24 protein-coding genes are annotated in these 16,428 nt (G+C 35.0%); 9 read left to right on the top strand and 15 right to left on the bottom strand.

What is annotated here, in order from left to right:
• Window positions 1-16: 16 nt before the first annotated feature.
• The 5 genes from PQ459_10960 to PQ459_10940 form a co-directional block, all read right to left on the bottom strand.
• Entirely contained in the window at window positions 17-1,510 is a 1,494-nt protein-coding gene (locus PQ459_10960) for a relaxase/mobilization nuclease domain-containing protein (GenBank protein ID WDF45417.1), read from the bottom strand.
• Window positions 1,507-1,866: a plasmid mobilization relaxosome protein MobC gene (gene mobC, locus PQ459_10955; GenBank protein ID WDF45416.1), complete on the bottom strand. Its 360-nt coding sequence runs from the start codon at window positions 1,864-1,866 to the stop codon at window positions 1,507-1,509. The genes PQ459_10960 and mobC overlap by 4 nt, the downstream gene beginning before the upstream one ends.
• A gap of 61 nt (window positions 1,867-1,927) precedes the next feature.
• Window positions 1,928-2,251, bottom strand: a complete 324-nt coding sequence (locus PQ459_10950; protein WDF45415.1) for a bacteriophage spanin2 family protein — start codon at window positions 2,249-2,251, stop codon at window positions 1,928-1,930.
• Window positions 2,252-2,322: 71 nt separating this feature from the next.
• Entirely contained in the window at window positions 2,323-3,414 is a 1,092-nt protein-coding gene (locus PQ459_10945; protein ID WDF45414.1) for a hypothetical protein, read from the bottom strand.
• 400 nt (window positions 3,415-3,814) lie between these two features.
• Window positions 3,815-4,291: a hypothetical protein gene (locus tag PQ459_10940; protein WDF45413.1), complete on the bottom strand. Its 477-nt coding sequence runs from the start codon at window positions 4,289-4,291 to the stop codon at window positions 3,815-3,817.
• Window positions 4,292-4,487: 196 nt separating this feature from the next.
• Here PQ459_10940 and PQ459_10935 point away from each other — a divergent pair, with 196 nt between their 5' ends.
• Genes PQ459_10935 through arsB form a run of 5 tightly spaced genes read left to right on the top strand, consistent with a single transcriptional unit; the run spans window position 4,488 to window position 7,579 of the window.
• Complete coding sequence (locus tag PQ459_10935) at window positions 4,488-4,814, top strand: metalloregulator ArsR/SmtB family transcription factor (protein WDF45412.1); 327 nt, start codon at window positions 4,488-4,490, stop codon at window positions 4,812-4,814.
• 58 nt (window positions 4,815-4,872) lie between these two features.
• Complete coding sequence (locus tag PQ459_10930) at window positions 4,873-5,346, top strand: DUF6428 family protein (GenBank protein WDF45411.1); 474 nt, start codon at window positions 4,873-4,875, stop codon at window positions 5,344-5,346.
• Window positions 5,347-5,375: 29 nt separating this feature from the next.
• A complete protein-coding gene (locus PQ459_10925) occupies window positions 5,376-6,149 on the top strand; it encodes a metallophosphoesterase family protein (GenBank protein WDF45410.1) in 774 nt (257 codons plus the stop codon).
• A 17-nt stretch (window positions 6,150-6,166) separates the two neighbouring features.
• Window positions 6,167-6,544, top strand: coding sequence for a glycine cleavage system protein GcvH (gcvH, locus tag PQ459_10920; GenBank protein WDF45409.1), 378 nt, complete (start codon window positions 6,167-6,169; stop codon window positions 6,542-6,544).
• Window positions 6,545-6,547: 3 nt separating this feature from the next.
• Complete coding sequence (arsB, locus tag PQ459_10915) at window positions 6,548-7,579, top strand: ACR3 family arsenite efflux transporter (GenBank protein ID WDF45408.1); 1,032 nt, start codon at window positions 6,548-6,550, stop codon at window positions 7,577-7,579.
• Between the two features lie 545 nt (window positions 7,580-8,124).
• On the opposite strand, the gene PQ459_10910 is transcribed toward arsB, so the two are convergent.
• From PQ459_10910 to PQ459_10870, 9 genes are all read right to left on the bottom strand, one after another.
• Window positions 8,125-8,862, bottom strand: coding sequence for a YoaK family protein (locus PQ459_10910; protein ID WDF45407.1), 738 nt, complete (start codon window positions 8,860-8,862; stop codon window positions 8,125-8,127).
• Between the two features lie 388 nt (window positions 8,863-9,250).
• Window positions 9,251-10,057 carry a PRTRC system ThiF family protein gene (locus PQ459_10905; protein WDF45406.1) on the bottom strand — a complete coding sequence of 269 codons (807 nt, stop codon included), beginning with the start codon at window positions 10,055-10,057 and terminating at the stop codon, window positions 9,251-9,253.
• Window positions 10,054-10,797 carry a PRTRC system protein B gene (locus tag PQ459_10900; protein WDF45405.1) on the bottom strand — a complete coding sequence of 248 codons (744 nt, stop codon included), beginning with the start codon at window positions 10,795-10,797 and terminating at the stop codon, window positions 10,054-10,056. Before PQ459_10900 ends, PQ459_10905 begins: the two co-directional genes overlap by 4 nt.
• A 17-nt stretch (window positions 10,798-10,814) precedes the next feature.
• The gene (locus PQ459_10895) at window positions 10,815-11,369 is read right to left on the bottom strand and encodes a hypothetical protein (protein WDF45404.1); all 555 of its coding nucleotides are present in this window, start codon (window positions 11,367-11,369) and stop codon (window positions 10,815-10,817) included.
• A 78-nt stretch (window positions 11,370-11,447) separates the two neighbouring features.
• Window positions 11,448-12,011: a hypothetical protein gene (locus tag PQ459_10890; GenBank protein ID WDF45403.1), complete on the bottom strand. Its 564-nt coding sequence runs from the start codon at window positions 12,009-12,011 to the stop codon at window positions 11,448-11,450.
• 89 nt (window positions 12,012-12,100) lie between these two features.
• Window positions 12,101-12,319: a PRTRC system protein C gene (locus tag PQ459_10885; protein WDF45402.1), complete on the bottom strand. Its 219-nt coding sequence runs from the start codon at window positions 12,317-12,319 to the stop codon at window positions 12,101-12,103.
• 17 nt (window positions 12,320-12,336) lie between these two features.
• Window positions 12,337-12,867 carry a PRTRC system protein E gene (locus PQ459_10880; GenBank protein ID WDF45401.1) on the bottom strand — a complete coding sequence of 177 codons (531 nt, stop codon included), beginning with the start codon at window positions 12,865-12,867 and terminating at the stop codon, window positions 12,337-12,339.
• 9 nt (window positions 12,868-12,876) lie between these two features.
• Complete coding sequence (locus PQ459_10875) at window positions 12,877-13,308, bottom strand: hypothetical protein (protein ID WDF45400.1); 432 nt, start codon at window positions 13,306-13,308, stop codon at window positions 12,877-12,879.
• 25 nt (window positions 13,309-13,333) lie between these two features.
• A complete protein-coding gene (locus tag PQ459_10870; protein WDF45399.1) occupies window positions 13,334-13,729 on the bottom strand; it encodes a single-stranded DNA-binding protein in 396 nt (131 codons plus the stop codon).
• Between the two features lie 176 nt (window positions 13,730-13,905).
• Here PQ459_10870 and PQ459_10865 point away from each other — a divergent pair, with 176 nt between their 5' ends.
• The 4 genes from PQ459_10865 (at window position 13,906) to PQ459_10850 (ending at window position 15,418) form a co-directional block, all read left to right on the top strand.
• The gene (locus PQ459_10865; GenBank protein ID WDF45398.1) at window positions 13,906-14,136 is read left to right on the top strand and encodes a hypothetical protein; all 231 of its coding nucleotides are present in this window, start codon (window positions 13,906-13,908) and stop codon (window positions 14,134-14,136) included.
• Window positions 14,137-14,279: 143 nt separating this feature from the next.
• Window positions 14,280-14,762 (top strand): helix-turn-helix domain-containing protein, encoded by a 483-nt coding sequence (locus PQ459_10860; protein ID WDF45397.1) that lies wholly within the window; start codon window positions 14,280-14,282, stop codon window positions 14,760-14,762.
• Window positions 14,762-14,884, top strand: a complete 123-nt coding sequence (locus tag PQ459_10855; protein ID WDF45396.1) for a hypothetical protein — start codon at window positions 14,762-14,764, stop codon at window positions 14,882-14,884. The genes PQ459_10860 and PQ459_10855 overlap by 1 nt, the downstream gene beginning before the upstream one ends.
• A gap of 9 nt (window positions 14,885-14,893) precedes the next feature.
• Window positions 14,894-15,418, top strand: coding sequence for a nucleotidyl transferase AbiEii/AbiGii toxin family protein (locus PQ459_10850; GenBank protein ID WDF45395.1), 525 nt, complete (start codon window positions 14,894-14,896; stop codon window positions 15,416-15,418).
• Here PQ459_10850 and PQ459_10845 read toward each other — a convergent pair.
• Window positions 15,413-16,264, bottom strand: a complete 852-nt coding sequence (locus PQ459_10845; GenBank protein ID WDF45394.1) for a toprim domain-containing protein — start codon at window positions 16,262-16,264, stop codon at window positions 15,413-15,415. The genes PQ459_10850 and PQ459_10845 overlap by 6 nt on opposite strands.
• Between the last annotated feature and the right edge of the window lie 164 nt (window positions 16,265-16,428).

Below are 16,428 nucleotides of genomic sequence, written 5' to 3'. Positions count from 1 at the left end.
AGCCGGAATTTAGGCCTTACCGCCTCTTCTTCTTTCGTTTCTTGAGTTCGTTTTCAGCAGGGTCTTTTGCCGTTCCTGAACTTTTCATCCATTCAAATAGCATTTCGTTGACGGCTTTGTTTAATTCTGTTTTTTTATTATTTTCAGTCCGGTTTTCTGTCTGCACTTCATTTATGCCTATGGGATTTAGAAATTTTTGATACTCCTTTTCTCCGATTAATGGTTGAAGTTCAACCACGTAATGGAATCTGGTATGAACAGCATACAGCTTTCCGTCTTCAGCAGTCGTTATAGAAATATCTTTTTTTTCATCATTTGTGTTTTTGTTATTTCTGATAAAATCCTTTACTTCAAACTGGACTTTTCGGTAGGTTTCCAAATCTTTCTTTCCCCTATTTTCAAATAGCATAAAATCCTTAATCTCTGTTTCCCGATATTGCTTTTTCAAAAACTCCAGCAGTATTTCTCTTGATTCCTGATTTGGAATGTTATAATCTTTTAAGATTTCGAAAAGCTTTTTATCCAAAGTTTCGGAAGTGAATTCAAATAATTCATTCATTTTCAAAATCTCACTCCCTTTGTAGACGCTACCTGTTTTATGGTCTATCAACGTGTAACCAAAAGGTTTTAAACCTTCTTTTTGATGAAATACAATGTCGATCCCGAAAACATCTTTCAACTTTTTCTGAAGCTCACTTTCAAATTCAATTTTTGATTTTGAAAGATTTTCTCTGTCAGCTATCTTTTCTTGTGGTAACATTGATTGACTTCGCCTATTGTCTTCCACTTTGAAAACTTTGTTGGAATACAGTTCCTTATATTTATTCAGAATGGCTTTAATCTGTCTGGCTCTGCTGTCACTTTTACTATTGTCGAAAACAATTTGATTCCCTGAAAGTGTTCGCTGTATGACTCCGTTTTTTAAAATGCTATAAAAATTTTCATCATTTGTGTTTCTGTTTATTTTATAACCATTTCTATGAAGCAAAGTTTCCAATTGACTGAACGAACTTATTTTGTAATTTAGGAGTTTGTGCAATTCTGCTTCTGGACTCTGGCCGTACAATTTTCCCATTGTATTACATAATGCCTTTTGAGCTTTAAGCCTCTCGTAACTGTCATCGATCTTCTTTCCGGATTGCTTATCAACCCTTGTGGAAACAATGTGGACGTGATTATTATCTGTGTCCTTATGAAATACAACAATGAAAGGTTGTGTCCCGTATCCCATTTCACTCATAAAACCTTCTGCAACATTTTTCAGTTCTTCTTTGCTGTGCCACTGAAACTTGGTTGAAATGACTGAGTGAAATTGGGGTTTCTTTACTTTTTCGTTTTTTGAAATTGATTTTAAATAATCCCGAACCTCCTTCTGACTACTGGCTTCATTAATGAACGAAGGAAAATTTTTCATCAGCATCAATTCCCCAATTCCTTTATTCACTTTTTTATCGTTGTAATTGACCCCTGGAAAGCTGGAACCCGCCGGTTTCATTATTTTAACGATCATTGTCCGAGCAAAGAATATATTTTAATAAAAATATCATTCTGCTTTATCTTCAAATCAGCTATTTCAGATAACTTGTTAGAAAAATCTTGCAGGTCTGCTGCGCTGATAAATTTTTGAGCATTTGCAATTTTTGCGATCTGATTGATGTTGGTTTCTATTTTCACGAATAGATTATCTTGTTTTTCAATGAACGCTAATACTATTCTCCTCTCATCATCCAAAATCCTGTTTTCTGCAGAATTGATAATTAGACTTGTCATAGAGATTTTCTTTTCTGAACATATCTTCCTCCAGTATTTCTTTTTTTGCTTGTTGATCCTGATAACGATAATCCCGTCTTTTTCATCGGTTCCCATCTTTTTTCAAATTTATAATCCCGCTTTGCTTTATTTTTGTAATGAAAAATTTTGACTGTTTTTAAATTGGTACAAAAATCACTGTTGCAAGTGCAACAATACCAACAACGATAGAGCCTGCAATTTTTACTTTTTTCACTTCTCTGATCTGTTTTTTATCAATTGTGATAGAATCTCCTTTTTTAGAAATACCGTAAACATTTTTGCCATCTATCGAAGTAATCTTTATTTTATGGATTTTAGCTTTAAAATCCTGAATCTCATATTTATGATTTAGCTCTAAAGAATTGTATTTTAAAGGCTTACCTTGATTCGATATGATAGATTTGCAAGATGTTAGTGAAATTCCAATCAACAGAAATAAAAATTCGTAATAGTTTTTCATTGTTTTTATTTTTAGATTTTAAAACGATTAACCTATACATCGTGAGGTGAAAAAAACTGCAAACTATCGTTCTATGGTAATTCCCAATTTGGTACACCATTCACGCTCTTTAAAATATAAGTTCCGGTAGCTGGTGGCGGTGGAATTGTTTCTGATGCAAAGCCAAATGTACCATCCGCTTTGGCAACTACTTTTTTCGTATAGGATGAATCTCCGTCTGCATTGGGCATTTGGGAAGGTGTAACGCTTAGCTTGCCATTTATATTTAACCATCTCTCAGAAAAATCCCCCGAAATCAAAGCAAATTTGTAATCCGTATAATTGTTCGTGATACTATCCCAAAAGCTGGTTGAACTTGTTGTAACGGGGGTTGAATGTATAGCGAGTTTATTACTTACGCTTCTGTTTCCTGTGGCCGGGCTACCAGCGCCAATGCCAATGAAAATATTGTTAGACCCTGTTCGGTTTCCTGTTCCTGACAGATAGCCAATTGATATGTTATCATTTCCTGAAGTAATGTAGGACATAGCTCCCGGACCAATTCCGATATTTCTGCTTCCGGAAATCACCCCATTTGCAATTCCATTCAATGCCGAAACTCCTGCTCCATAATTAAGTTTACCTGTAATTTGGCCTTGAGACATTGCGTACGCACTGGCTGAATTTCCCTTTCCGGACGTTATATTGGAATCAGACGCCAAAATAGAATTATAGTCACCTGTGATTGGGCTTCGGTTATTTCCTAGTATGTAATTTTCTTTCTCATCAAAATTTAGATGCAAATTGTTCCTGACAATAAGTTCAACCGTCGAAGTGTTGCCCTTGAGTGCGACTGTATTTAGTGGGTCTTCTTGTATAAATGACTTCCATAGATCACCATCAAAATAATACAATCCAGACTTTGTGATATGAATGACCTGACCGGAAAAATTAGTGGCCGGAGATGTTACAAAGACGACAGCTCCTTTTTTTGCAGATGAATATGTTTTTGCTGCGAGTTGGTTTCCTGTAATCCTTGGAGGAATAATCCCGTCATAATGATTGGTGTCATTTGGTTTTCCTACAACTTCCAACGTAGCCTCGGGCGTCTGGGTGTTAATTCCAATCTGTCCCTGTATTGTTATTGCTATGAAAGGCAGAAAAAAATAAATCAATGTTTTCATTTTATTTTTATTAAAATTCATTTGGTCTTAAGAATCGTATTAACTGTTATTAATTTGTATTAATTGCTATAATTTTTGCATCCTATTGTAGATAGGGTCTGATCCAATTTGAGTAGCCCTGAACTTCTCCATAAGTATAATATGATGTTGATATTGCGCCTAAAGAAGCTTCAGGAATTTTTATGGTAAAATTTTCAAGCAAGGCAGGAATAAGCATTGTTGAATTCTCAGGATGTAAAAAAACAATCTGGTTAGGAATATACCCTATGTCACTAAAGATATCCGGAATATTTATAAGTGCGTCTGAGGTAATTGGTTCTGAATCAGTCGACCTGAATATTTGAAATTTTACATTGACGATACCATTAACTTTTCTGAATGATACGGATCCTTTTAAGCCTCAATAATTTTTGGTCCCAATGGTATAGTATTTAGAAGCGGTTAAATAATTATTTGTATTTCCATTATAATTAACCGGAGCGGACCATGTAGAAGTTGCACTAAGAGCCGCAGTGCTGGTATTGTCAAATGTCAATAGAATTCTATATTCAGTGGGTTGCTTTTCTTTTGAAAATGTTTGCCACAAATTGCCATCAAAATAATACAATCCGGGTTCGGTTATTTGAATGATTTGTCCTGATAAATTGGTAGCCGGAGATGTTACAAAGACGATAGTTCCTTTTTTTGTAGATGAATAGGTCTTTGCAGCGAGTTGGTTTCCTGTAATTCGTGGAGGAATAATTCCGTCATAATGATTGACATCATTTGGTTTTCCTACCACTTCTAAAGTCGCCTCTGGAGTTTCGGTATTGATGCCGACCTGACCTTGGATTGATATTACTATTAATGATAGTAGAAGATGACTCAATTTTTTCATTAGTATTTTGATTAAAAATTCTGTGACAAAATTGGGCGTTAAAACCTTCTAAAACAATAGTATTCAAGGGGTTTGGGCTAAATAAGAATAATCTGGATTAGTCTGGAAACTTCCGAAGATTAAAAAAGATTAATCTGGATTAATTTGGATTCTTCAAAATATTTATCGTAATATTGCAATATTAAACATTGCAACTATGGGAGCTACTAAGACTGAACATTTCACAGATAAGCAAAATCAAATTGCAACAATTGCAAAAGCATTAGGACATCCCGCGCGAATAGCGATTATTGAATATTTGATGAAAGTCAATGAGTGCATCTGTGGAGATATCGTGAACGAATTGCCTTTAGCTCAACCAACCGTTTCCCAACATTTAAAAGAACTGAAAAATGCAGGGATAATAAAAGGCAATATTTCCGGAAACGCTATCTGCTATTGTATAGACGAAAAGACTATCGAAATTCTAAACACTTATTTTTCCGCAATAGTACAAACGGTTACTAAATCAAAATGCTGCTAAGCGTTTTTTTTAAATTAACATATCGCAATATTGCATTTAACCTATAAACATTTTAATTATGAAATTATCAGAAATAAAACAAATTTTGCCAACATTAGAAAATGTTGAATTCCAATTAGAGAATGGAACTTTTGTTCCTGAACATTTTCACGTTACAGAAGTAGGAATGATTAATAAAAACTTTATTGATTGTGGCGGTGTGATCCGTTCAGAGAAGGTTGTGAATTTCCAGCTTTGGAATGCTGATGATTTTGAACATCGTTTGAAACCTAATAAATTACTCAACATTATCAAACTTTCCGAGGATAAATTAGGAATCGAGGATTTTGATATTGAAGTTGAATATCAAAGTAATACTATTGGAAAATATGATTTAGAATTCAATGGGAAAATATTTATTCTAAAAAATAAGACTACAGCTTGTTTAGCACAAGACGCTTGTGGAATTCCGACAGAAAAAGAAAAGAAAAACTTATCTAACCTTAGCGTAAATAATGGCAATTCTTGCACACCAGGTGGCGGATGTTGTTAAAATAATATCAATAAAAAAATCAACAAAAAATGAAAATTGCATTATTCAGCGACATTCACGCTAATCTCCCTGCATTGGAAGCATTCTTTGCAGATGTTGAAAAAAGAAATCCCGACAGCATTTATTGCTTGGGAGATTTAGTAGGTTACAATATCTGGCCAAATGAAGTGGTCAATGAAATCCGTAAAAGAAAAATACCAACTATTGCCGGCAACTACGATTTTGGCATTGGGAGAATGAGTAATGAATGTGGTTGTGCGTACAAAACAGACGCTGAGAAGGACAATGGAAATATTTCCATTTCTTTTACCAATTCGTTGATGAAAGATGACGAACGTGCTTACCTGCGTACACTTCCAGCACATATAAAAGTAGAATTTCAATTGAATGAAGACAAGCTAAACCTGCTTTTGGTACACGGGAGCCCCAGAAAAATAAATGAATATCTTTTTGAAGACCGTGAAGAAAAAAGTATGCTCCGCATTATGGAACAAGCTGACGCTGACATTATGTGTTTTGGACATACCCATAAGCCATATCACAGGATTTTAAATTCGGGTATTGATGGACAGGATCATTTTCGTCACGCAGTAAATATCGGTTCTGTTGGGAAGCCGAAAGACAATGATATCAGAGGTGGTTACGTGATGTTGACAGTTGATGAAAACAGTTCTATATTGAACAAAGAAAGCATCAGTGTAGAATTTATCCGCTTCGACTATGACTTTGAAAAGGCGGCAAAGGCAGTGGAAGACAGTCCTCTTCCAAACGAGTATGCAGAAAATCTAAGACGTGGCTATTAATCTTCAAAATCTAAAAAATGGAAGTTCCGAAAGATCTAAACTATTCTAAAGAACATACTTGGGTTCGTATTGAAAGCAAAACTGCAACTGTCGGCATTACTGCATTTGCACAAAAGGAATTAGGAGAAATTGTGTATGTTGACCTACCGAATGTTAATCATAACTTCAATCAAGACGAAGTATTTGGTTCTGTAGAAGCCATTAAAACCGTCAGCGACCTATTTATGCCTCTTTCAGGAAAAATAATTGAAACCAATGAGCAACTTTTAAAAGAGCCAACGCTTGTAAATTCTAATCCATTTGATAATGGCTGGATGGTGAAAATTGAAATTGAAGACCTAAGAGAAACTGAAAATTTATTAACAGAGGAACAATACGCTCAACTCAATAATTAGACGATGCAACCAAAATTAAAATTCCTCGACCGCTTTCTTACCCTATGGATTTTTTTAGCAATGCTTTTGGGCGTTGGGTTGGGATATTTCTTTCCTAATATCTCTACTGTCACAAATTCTTTGTCCGTCGGAACAACTAATATTCCTTTAGCAATAGGCTTGATTCTAATGATGTATCCACCGTTGGCAAAAGTGGATTATACTCTTTTACCAATGGCTTTTAAAGACAAGAAAGTAATGTCGGTATCATTACTTCTCAATTGGATTATCAGCCCTATTTTAATGTTTGTTTTAGCTATCATTTTTCTACGAGATGAACCGGACTATATGATTGGTCTAATTTTGATCGGTCTTGCAAGATGTATTGCAATGGTAATTGTATGGAACGATCTGGCAAAAGGTAATCGGGAGTATGCCGCTCTGCTAATTGCATTAAACAGTATTTTCCAATTGGTGTTTTATAGTTTTTATGTTTGGCTTTTCATTAATGTATTACCACAAAAACTAGGCTTAGGAAATTTTAACATTGCGGTACCAATGAAAGATGTTGCCGAGAGTGTATTCATTTATTTAGGAATTCCATTTATTGCAGGATTTTTGAGCCGCTATTTCTTGATTAAATTAAAAGGAAAAGAGTGGTTCAATAGAAAATTCATTCCGGCTATTTCACCTATTACTTTGTATGCTTTGCTGTTTACTATAGTATTGATGTTCAGTTTAAAGGGAGACAAAATTTTAGAGCTACCAATGGACGTTGTTAAAGTTGCCATCCCATTAGTAATTTACTTTGTTCTTACATTCTTCATCAGTTTTTTCATTAGTAAAGCATTGAAAGTACCTTACGACAAAAATGCATCGATTGCTTTTACGGCAACAGGAAACCATTTTGAATTAGCCATTGCTGTAGCGATAGCGGTTTTCGGAATCCATTCTTCACAAGCATTTGTTGGGGTCATCGGCCCTCTTGTGGAAGTACCTGTTTTAATTTTATTGGTTAGAGTTAGTTTATGGTTAAAAAGAAAATACTATTCTTAAACAAAATATTTGCTGAAACTCTAAAAAAACAAGTTCCGCAGTTTTTTCCCCTTTTTGCAAAAAAGGCAAGATCGTCTTTGGGTATCAAACTTGAAAAGTTTGTATATACAAAGACACATCTTGCAACGAAGGTTCTACAATTTTTCAGAAATTAAAAAACAATAAAAATACTTTTTAAATAACTGATAATCATAGTTTTTAACATCCGTCAATTATTTTGCAATCGAAATGAAAAAATTTAAGGAAATTACATTTTAACCTATTGTCATTTTATGCAGCTATTAGACGGTACCTAAGCATATTTTAAGCAGGTAAAATGATAACCTTTCGCTATATATTGCGTAGGATACAGTTTAATCTATCACAATAATTAACGTAAAGTTGAACTGATATTATTTTATACAGCTTTAAAATTGCACCTGTACTTATTTCACTGAAGTTCAATAAATAACCTGGTATCATTTTCTACAGGTCATCTATGAGTATTGTATTGTTATATACAGGTAATATAAATACCTTACTTCGATAGATAAAATGGATAGAAATTATTCAATATGATGAAATTTTCTTTTCAACGTATAAAAACGAAATAATATCCTGTCGTACCATAACGCGAGAAGTAAAAATAAAACCGGGATAAAGAGTGTTTTTAATTCAAAATACCTATATCCGAATCCGCCCAGCATACTTCCGAGAAAAAAACAACCAATAATGATTAATTTTAAAAAAATACTTTTATTCAATTTTAAGGATTCAGACTTTTCTTTATCGAAAAATAATTTGGAAAGATCTATCCCAAGATCTGTAAATAAACCGGTCAGGTGAGTCGTTCTTACAACTGATTGGGACACCCTTGTTACCAATGCATTCTGTAACCCCATTGAAAATAGCAAAGCTGAAGATATAACTATAGATAATGATTGATTTCCGCTGTAATGTAAGAAAGAAGAAAAGCTTAAAGATAACATAATAGATATTTCTATTATTAGTGGAATGCTATATGAAATATGGGATCTTCGTTTTGCTGACGATTCGGCTATCAATCCAGATACAAATGCTCCTAAGAGAAAAACTAAAATATAATATAGATAAATAAAGGCAGCGCTGTAGCTTTTCAAGAACAACTGTTCTGAGAAAAAGGCAAAATGTCCTGTTACGTTGGTCGTCAAAACGTGTACCGACAAAACCCCAACAATATTGACAATTCCGGCAACAATGGATAATATCGAAGCTAGCTTAAGATTGTGGGCGTTGGTACGTCCCTTGCCCTTATGTCTGAACATATAAATATTCTTGAGTATAAATTTACGAAAAATGACATCAAACTAAAGGTTTATATAATTTGTATGAAATTTAATTATGAATGTAAAAATTGTTATTGAAATGGAAAACAGATCCAGAAGTAAATTAGTAAAAAATATTACATAAAAGTGCCAATTTAAGATAAAAGCACAACCATTTTTTAGTACTTTGACATATTCAATTACGGCTAATTTAATAGCCGATATTATTGATTAGCAATCATAGAAAAACACAACCTTTTTTCAAAAACATAATAAAGCCAATGCTGGGATGTTTTAGAAATGGGGTTGTTCCGCTTTCCGCAAAAATGCGTTTCCGACCACAGGGAGGAATTGCATTTTTGCCGCCCGACTTTCTTCAGGCAACTTGTTATAGCTTGATCGGTTGCGATTGGAAATTATTAAGATTTAAAAAGAAGCCTCTGTTTTCTGTCATCCCATTTCTGAAAAGACTCCATAACAATGAGCATCCCATTTGCGCCAAAGTTGAATTTATATATAAATCCTGCTTTTCTAACGCTTCCGCTAAACTGCAACTTGGCGTATCATCTTCCATTTCGGACTGTTTTAAAATTTCTCCAAATTCTTCTGTCACAAAAGGAAGTTTAGCAACTGTCTCGTATTTCTCAGAATTTGGCTGTTGGATATTTCCTACAGTTGACAGCAAAACCTGTCCGGAATATTGGCTGTTTCCAAAATCCATCCAATATTTACTTTGATTCCTGTAGTAGCCACAACGCTCTCCGATCTCATTTAAAATATCAGCAATATCAAACCTTGATTTTACATTATCTACACAGGATATATGAATGGCAGATTTCATATTTGCATTTATTCTTCCGACAGCATTCCTCTCAAATTTTTGAGTTTCAGCTTTCCAATTTAAACCAAAAAATCGATTGATTCGGTTGACCAATGCAACGGACTTATATAAGCCAAGCTCGCTTTCAGCAAAAAGCTGTCTTCCTAAATTGGCTTCGGTAACAAAATCATCATCCCACAACCGCACGGATAATCCTGCGTGATCCAATTCTGTTAGAGCGTGGTTCATTCTTGCCAACGCTGTCAGGACTTGTGACCCTGTTCCACCTGCACCGATTAGATTCAGCGTTATAGGATTAGTGGGATTGAGCAAATCATTATCCGTAAAATGAACTTTCGATTTTTCTGTTATCATAAAATTATTTTTTTTAAAGTGACTTGTGCATTTATTAAAACATCTGTCGGAAAATCTTCGTTAGTTTCCATTAGGTCTTTCCAAAGATTGACGCAATTTCCTTTGATCGGATTATGCTGATTCATCAGATGGCTGAAATAAGAATTGAAAAAATAATGTTCCCAGCTTTCTGTAAATTCTTCTAAGGAAGCTGAATTTTTAATCTTGACATCTACCGTTCCCATACACACGTTCCCATTTTCATATACATTAAAAAAAGGAGCGTAGAAAAGCGGTGTGTTGTCATCTGGGCGGTTGTCATTTTTTAAAGCAAATATTCTTAATCCCTGTCTATTGGCGATCCATATCAATGGCGGAATATTCGCCTTTCCGTTGGGTATCGTTAGATTTTCCACAAAAAACAATTCTCTTTCCTGTGCTCCTGTAAACCAAACGACCTTCCCGTTTTCTGAACTGTCTATATACAGTATATTATTGGAAATAACTCCTTTAGGTTTCAGAAAATCTTTGTCCTTTTTATTTTGGATATTGAGCATTTTTGCTAATCTCTGTGATTCTCGTACCGTCAATGGATGAGCATTGATCGGATTTCCGTAAGCATCCATATCAAAATATTCTACATACATATCTTCATTTTTGTCTTTTGTTTTATAAAAGACAAGGGCAGATTTCGGATGATAAAGCGTTCCGAAACTACCAGTAACATCTATTATTTGGTTGTCTGTATCTTCGTTTTTCATTTTCTATAATTTTGGTTTTACATACGGGAATATTGGGTTAAAACTCCCGCTAATTGGGTTAAAACATCAAAAAGGCGATTTTCGAAATCAAGATCGCCTTGGGTTTCATTGTTTTCGTCAAATGTTTTGACAATCATTGGTTCCTGAACTTCGCCATATTCATTAAACTCATTGTTTACGCTGTCAATGAGATTTTGATAAATCACTCCCCTGTCGTCAGCAAAAAAAGAAATATACTTATCCATTGAGATTGTTTTATCATCTTCATAATGGTTATCTTCATCCAGATGATTCCTTTTCACAGCATTTCCAAAATGAGCATTTCTGAAAATACTCTCATTGGGATAATCCCTGTAAAGCTCAATAGCTTTTTCTGCAATCTGATGGCATTTCTGATCAAGATCATCTTTGCATTTGAATGATTTCAGTCGCTTCTGAAAGAAAGATAAATTTTGAGCGTTGGAAATTTTCTGCTCCATTATATCACCTATCATCTCGGCTTGCCGCAGTTCTGTTTTAGAACAATGGTTTTCGCCTATTTCTTCATCCTGTTCCAGCCAATCGGTCAGCATTTCATAGTTCCAATAGAGGTAAGAATCTTCCTGTCTGTAATAGGGAATATAAGCGTTTCGATAGAGGTAACTGCATACTTATAAAAGAAGCCGACCTGTTTTTTTCCGATGCTTCTCTTTAAGCATCCTGTAGAGCGGAATAACAGGAATGTAAAAAAGATTCATACCCGTACTGCATCGTTCTTCACTTGTCAAATAGGTATGATTTCCGTTTTTGAACAATCGGATATTTTCCCAATTTTTAATTTTTTCCTGCAGTTGTTTTTCTGCATCCCAAACTGAAAGTGCAATATTGTAAGGATATTCAAATTCCTTTGTTGACATTGGATCAATACCATAATGCTCCGCAAGTTGATTAAGAGACCTATAGAAATCTCTCTCTTTGTTGGCTATGCTTTTTTTATCCACTATAACTGTCTGCTGATCTTTACTTTCTTTTAATCTTGGCAGAAAACTAATTCTTAGAAAATCATTTGAAGCACTATCACAGGAACTGATTTCCTTTGGTCTTTCTGGATTTCGGAAGTGTCTTTTTGCTGTTTCATCCACTTTGAAAACTCTCCCAACTGCAGATGGAGTTGCTTCTGCTTTTTTTCTTCGGGTGTTACAATTTTTCCCGATCTGATTTTTTGTTGCATTCATTATAATTTTGCTATTAGTTTTGGCTTTTGACGATTGACCTTTACATTGTAGAAATATCCTGACTGTAAAAGCCATTCGCCATTGACCTGTTATCCTTTTGTTCCCATTACACTCTCAAATATGTACTGAACTGCATCATCTTTTATCTTCGGAGCTGAAACTTTTGCCGTTGTTAGAATCGGGTACGAATTAGCGTAAAAATTCATTACCGATTCCACGCTCCATTTTGGCTCAGGGTCTGTCAGTTTGATTTCCTGTGCGTTCTCTTTAAGTATAAAAACTCTTTCTAATTGTGTGGCAATTAACATAAACGTTGTTTTCTTAATTATTTAGGATTGGTTTCAGAAAAAAGACTTGGAGCAAAATGTCTTTCATACTCATCCTGCTTTTTACGGATGGTATCAGTATATTCAGGATAATCTGTAATTTTCGGAAGTATAGTCCAAGCATCCTTATATTTCCCCTCTTTTTCAAGTTCTTCGGCTTTCTGCAAGCATTCTTTGTACTTTTTGATCTTTGTTTCCCTTTCCTTGTTCTCTTTATCAGTTTTCTCCTTTTCCATCGCTGATTTCTTCTTGGTTTCTTCGAGTTGCTTCATAAAAGATTCCATATCGACCATCAATCCTGAAGCAGTTTGTAATGGTATAGAAATACTTTCAAAAAATCCATTGTCCAATTCTTCCGCTGTACCTCTTAAATTAAGGGGCGGAATCATTTTCCTTGCTTCGTCTCCGCATTGCTCATTATTGAGCAATACGGAAAGAACGAAACTATTATCTGTGGTCTTTCGAAGTAAGATCTGTAAATCTCCTGTCAGATCAAGCTTGGCGATCTGTCTGAAAAAATTGGTCTGCATAATCTTGTTTTAGTTGGTTAGCTCTTTCAAGGAAAATTCGGATGTCCAAAATTCATTGCCTAAGTTCTTTTCAAAGCAGCTGTAAACAGCGTTGCCGTTACTGAATACCTGCATCTGATAACTCGACAGTTTAAAATCTATTCCCTTCAGCTCTCGTAATTCTTCCTCATTGGTTTCGATAAAAAGAACAGAATCGTCACAAAGCCATTCTCGGATCTCAAGATAACCTTCGTTGGAATAGCGGTAAAAATCGACTGCCTCGTCATTATAATTGAGCCATTTGAATGAATCGTCATTTTCAAATGCCTTTACACTGTTGAGCCTTTCCTTTTGTATTTCTTTCCACTCTACTGTTGTATTGATAATAGCAAAGTCACAAAGTTCGGATTCGTTAAAAGCCTTTATCAAAAGGTAATCGGTTGGAATGTTGGATATTTTCATTTTGTTGATATTTGATTGTTAATAATTAGAATGGCAGATCATCATCATTTTCTCCTTCTGTCACTTTGGCGTTCTGTGGTTTTGATTTGACTGTTTCAACAGTTTCCGTTTTTTGACCACCTCCGTGCAACTTGATGTTTGATGTATGGAAATTAAGACCTGATCTGATCTCTCCGTCTTTGCCGATCCACGCATTGCAACTCACTCTGCCTGTTAGCTCAACCAAAGTCCCTTTGGTAAGGATCTTTGCCACATTCTCACTGATCCAGTACGAGCAATTGTAATACGTTGTCTCTTCTCTGCGTTCACCCTGTTTAGTCTTGTAGCTATCATTGATGGCTACTGAGAAATTCACTACTTTTTTGTCATTTTTCAAAGTGTTGATTTCTGCGTTTTTAGTAATTCTGCCTACGATGTTCATAATTTTCGGTTTTAAATGTTAATAATTGATTTTTGTTAATTTTAAATTTTCAGATCTGATTGATTTGGTTCCGAGGACACTCGGTTTTTCTTTTCTTTTACTGAATTGGAAAAGCATTTTTTTCGTTTTTTGATTTATTGCTTTTCCGCTGATGTCAAAGACCGTCTGTGATGTAATTGATTCGTATAACTGAGGTTCCGGCTTTTTCTTTGCCGATGATCATAGGAAAGCATCAGGCACATAAAACCGCAAGCCTCCAACACTTTGGAGGAGAAGGCTTGAAATATTTTTGTCCGCAGGATTCAGGAGTGTCTGGAAAAATTATTGGAACGTGTGGAAAGAATTTTTATAGAAACCCAAAAATATTTTTTGGTGTGAATGATGCTGTCCTACATTTGCATTTGTAAAAAGCAAGACATCAGTTGTACTTAATTACATAGATGGTCGATGATATTTCGGAATGTAAAATTCAATATCAGAAACTGGCTTATTTCAATTTTTAAAATATAAGCCTTCAAAATATGTAAACAAATTTGTTTATATTTGTATTATGAAATCACTGTTAAAATATAAAGGGATACACCCCGGAATCGTTCTTGAACGGGAGCTGGAGAAGCGTTCGCTCAAAAAGCGTCCTTTCGCTTTATCTATCGGTGAATCCGCTCAGGCCATTAATAATATCACCAATGGAAAAAGAAAGATTCCTGTTGCCCTTGCACTGAAGATCGAGAAAGAACTTCAGCTCGAAGAAGGGAGCATCGTTATCCTTCAAAGTTATTATGACATTAAACTTGAAAAGGATAAAATGAAAGAAACACCAAAACTTTCAGTTCTTCGAAGGTCTTTGTTCTGGGACACCGATATCGACGGGATTGATTGGAACAGACAGCACAAGGCAGTTATCAAGAGGGTTTTTGAGCGCGGTAATGATGATGAAAAAAATGAAACCATCCGTTTCTACGGAAAAAGAAAAGTTGAATCAGCATTAAAGTCAACCACTACGCAACCAATGAAGCTGCATAAAAAGTCATAATGAGCAATATGTATTACAATACCGTCAATGAATTACTGAAAAATAGCCTGCAGATTCTGATGGCTTCAGAAGTCTTTAAAGATTTCAGGCTTGTGGGAGGAACCTCTTTAAGCCTTCAGTAGGGTCATCTTATGTCCATCGACATAGACCTGTTCAGTGATGCAATTTATGGAAGTATTGATTTTAATGAACTGGACATTTTTCTCAGATCTGCTTTTACTTATGTAGACTCTTCCAACGATCTTGATCCGGCAATGGGAAAATCCTATCTCATAGGAACTGATAAAGATAATACCGTGAAACTTGATATTTATTACAAAGATACGTTTATACGGCCCGTACTAACAGTTGAAGCAATAAGACTGGCAACAATTGAGGAGATCATTGCAATGAAAATCGATGTTGTTCAGAGAGGCGGTCGTAAAAAAGATTTTTGGGACCTGCACGAGTGCCTCCCGAATTATGGTATCGGCAAGATGCTGGAGCTTCACGAAGAGCGATATCCGTACGGTCACGACAGGGATTTGATCTTAAAGAATTTTATTGACTACACATCTGCTGATGACGATTTCGACCCTATCTGTCTTCAGGGAAAGTATTGGGAGTTTATCAAAGAAGATATTGAAGAGGCAGTCAACAAGTACCAGAAGTCATAATTTTTCGTTGAAATTACAGAACCATTCGTTCAGATCTTTGAAATCGATATACAATAAAGAACAGTCTTCTACATTATCGTGATCATTTTGAATCATTTTTTGGGTAGCTCTTCCATTAAGATCATTATCAAAGAAAAGAGAAATCTTATGATAATCCTTTAATTTTTGCTTCACTTTGAAAAGCATCGCCGTGGAATTCAGAATCAGATGATCGGGAATTGAATTTTCTTCTTTTTGTAACATTCTGTAGGTGAGATAATCAAAAAAACCTTCAAAAATGAGAACTTCATTATTTGTATGACACCCATTTTTTATCCAGGTCACATCCTTTTGGCTCAAACAGATCTTGGTATATTTATTTCTGATTTCATATCCTCCGGAATCATTCAGAAATCCTATTCCGAAGAACTTTCTACCGTCGAATCGATAAACGATCTCTTTCACCAAATGTCTTTGCTCAAAGACCTTACGGGATTTTAAGTATTCGACCAATGCTGGATGTCGGACATTTCCAACTTGGATAATTTCATAATTTTTACTGTAATCAATCTCTGCGACACTCTCCTTTTCTAAAACGGAAAGATCAAATTTATGAAGATATTTCAATGCATCAGAAACAGAACATTTGTTGATCTGTTGGACGATCGAGATCACATCATAACTCTTCCCTGTCCCGAAATCAAACGCTTTATTTTTTACAAAATCAACCGATAAGCTGGGAATTTTCTCTTCTCTGTCCAAAGCAAAATAGAAAGCAGTTCTCCGATTTTCTTTTGCAGGCAAAAGATTGAATGATTCCAGAACCGTTCTGATGCTAACGCTCTCTTTTATTTTTTCGCAATTCATTTTTTTTCTTTTTAAAGCAAAATTTCTAAGCCCAATTCCTTTTTAATAAAAAAAGACTTTTCATTTCTTTTCAGAGTACTTTTAACCAGTCGCTTTATCAGCTTCTCATAAATGGTTTAACGTCATTTTGGAACGAGTGGAATTCCGAATTACAGATCAGCGGA

Source organism: Chryseobacterium sp. KACC 21268, from assembly GCA_028736075.1.
Taxonomy (GTDB): domain Bacteria; phylum Bacteroidota; class Bacteroidia; order Flavobacteriales; family Weeksellaceae; genus Epilithonimonas.
Note: the sequence above shows the minus strand (reverse complement) of the source record. Positions and strands in the feature narration are given on the sequence as shown.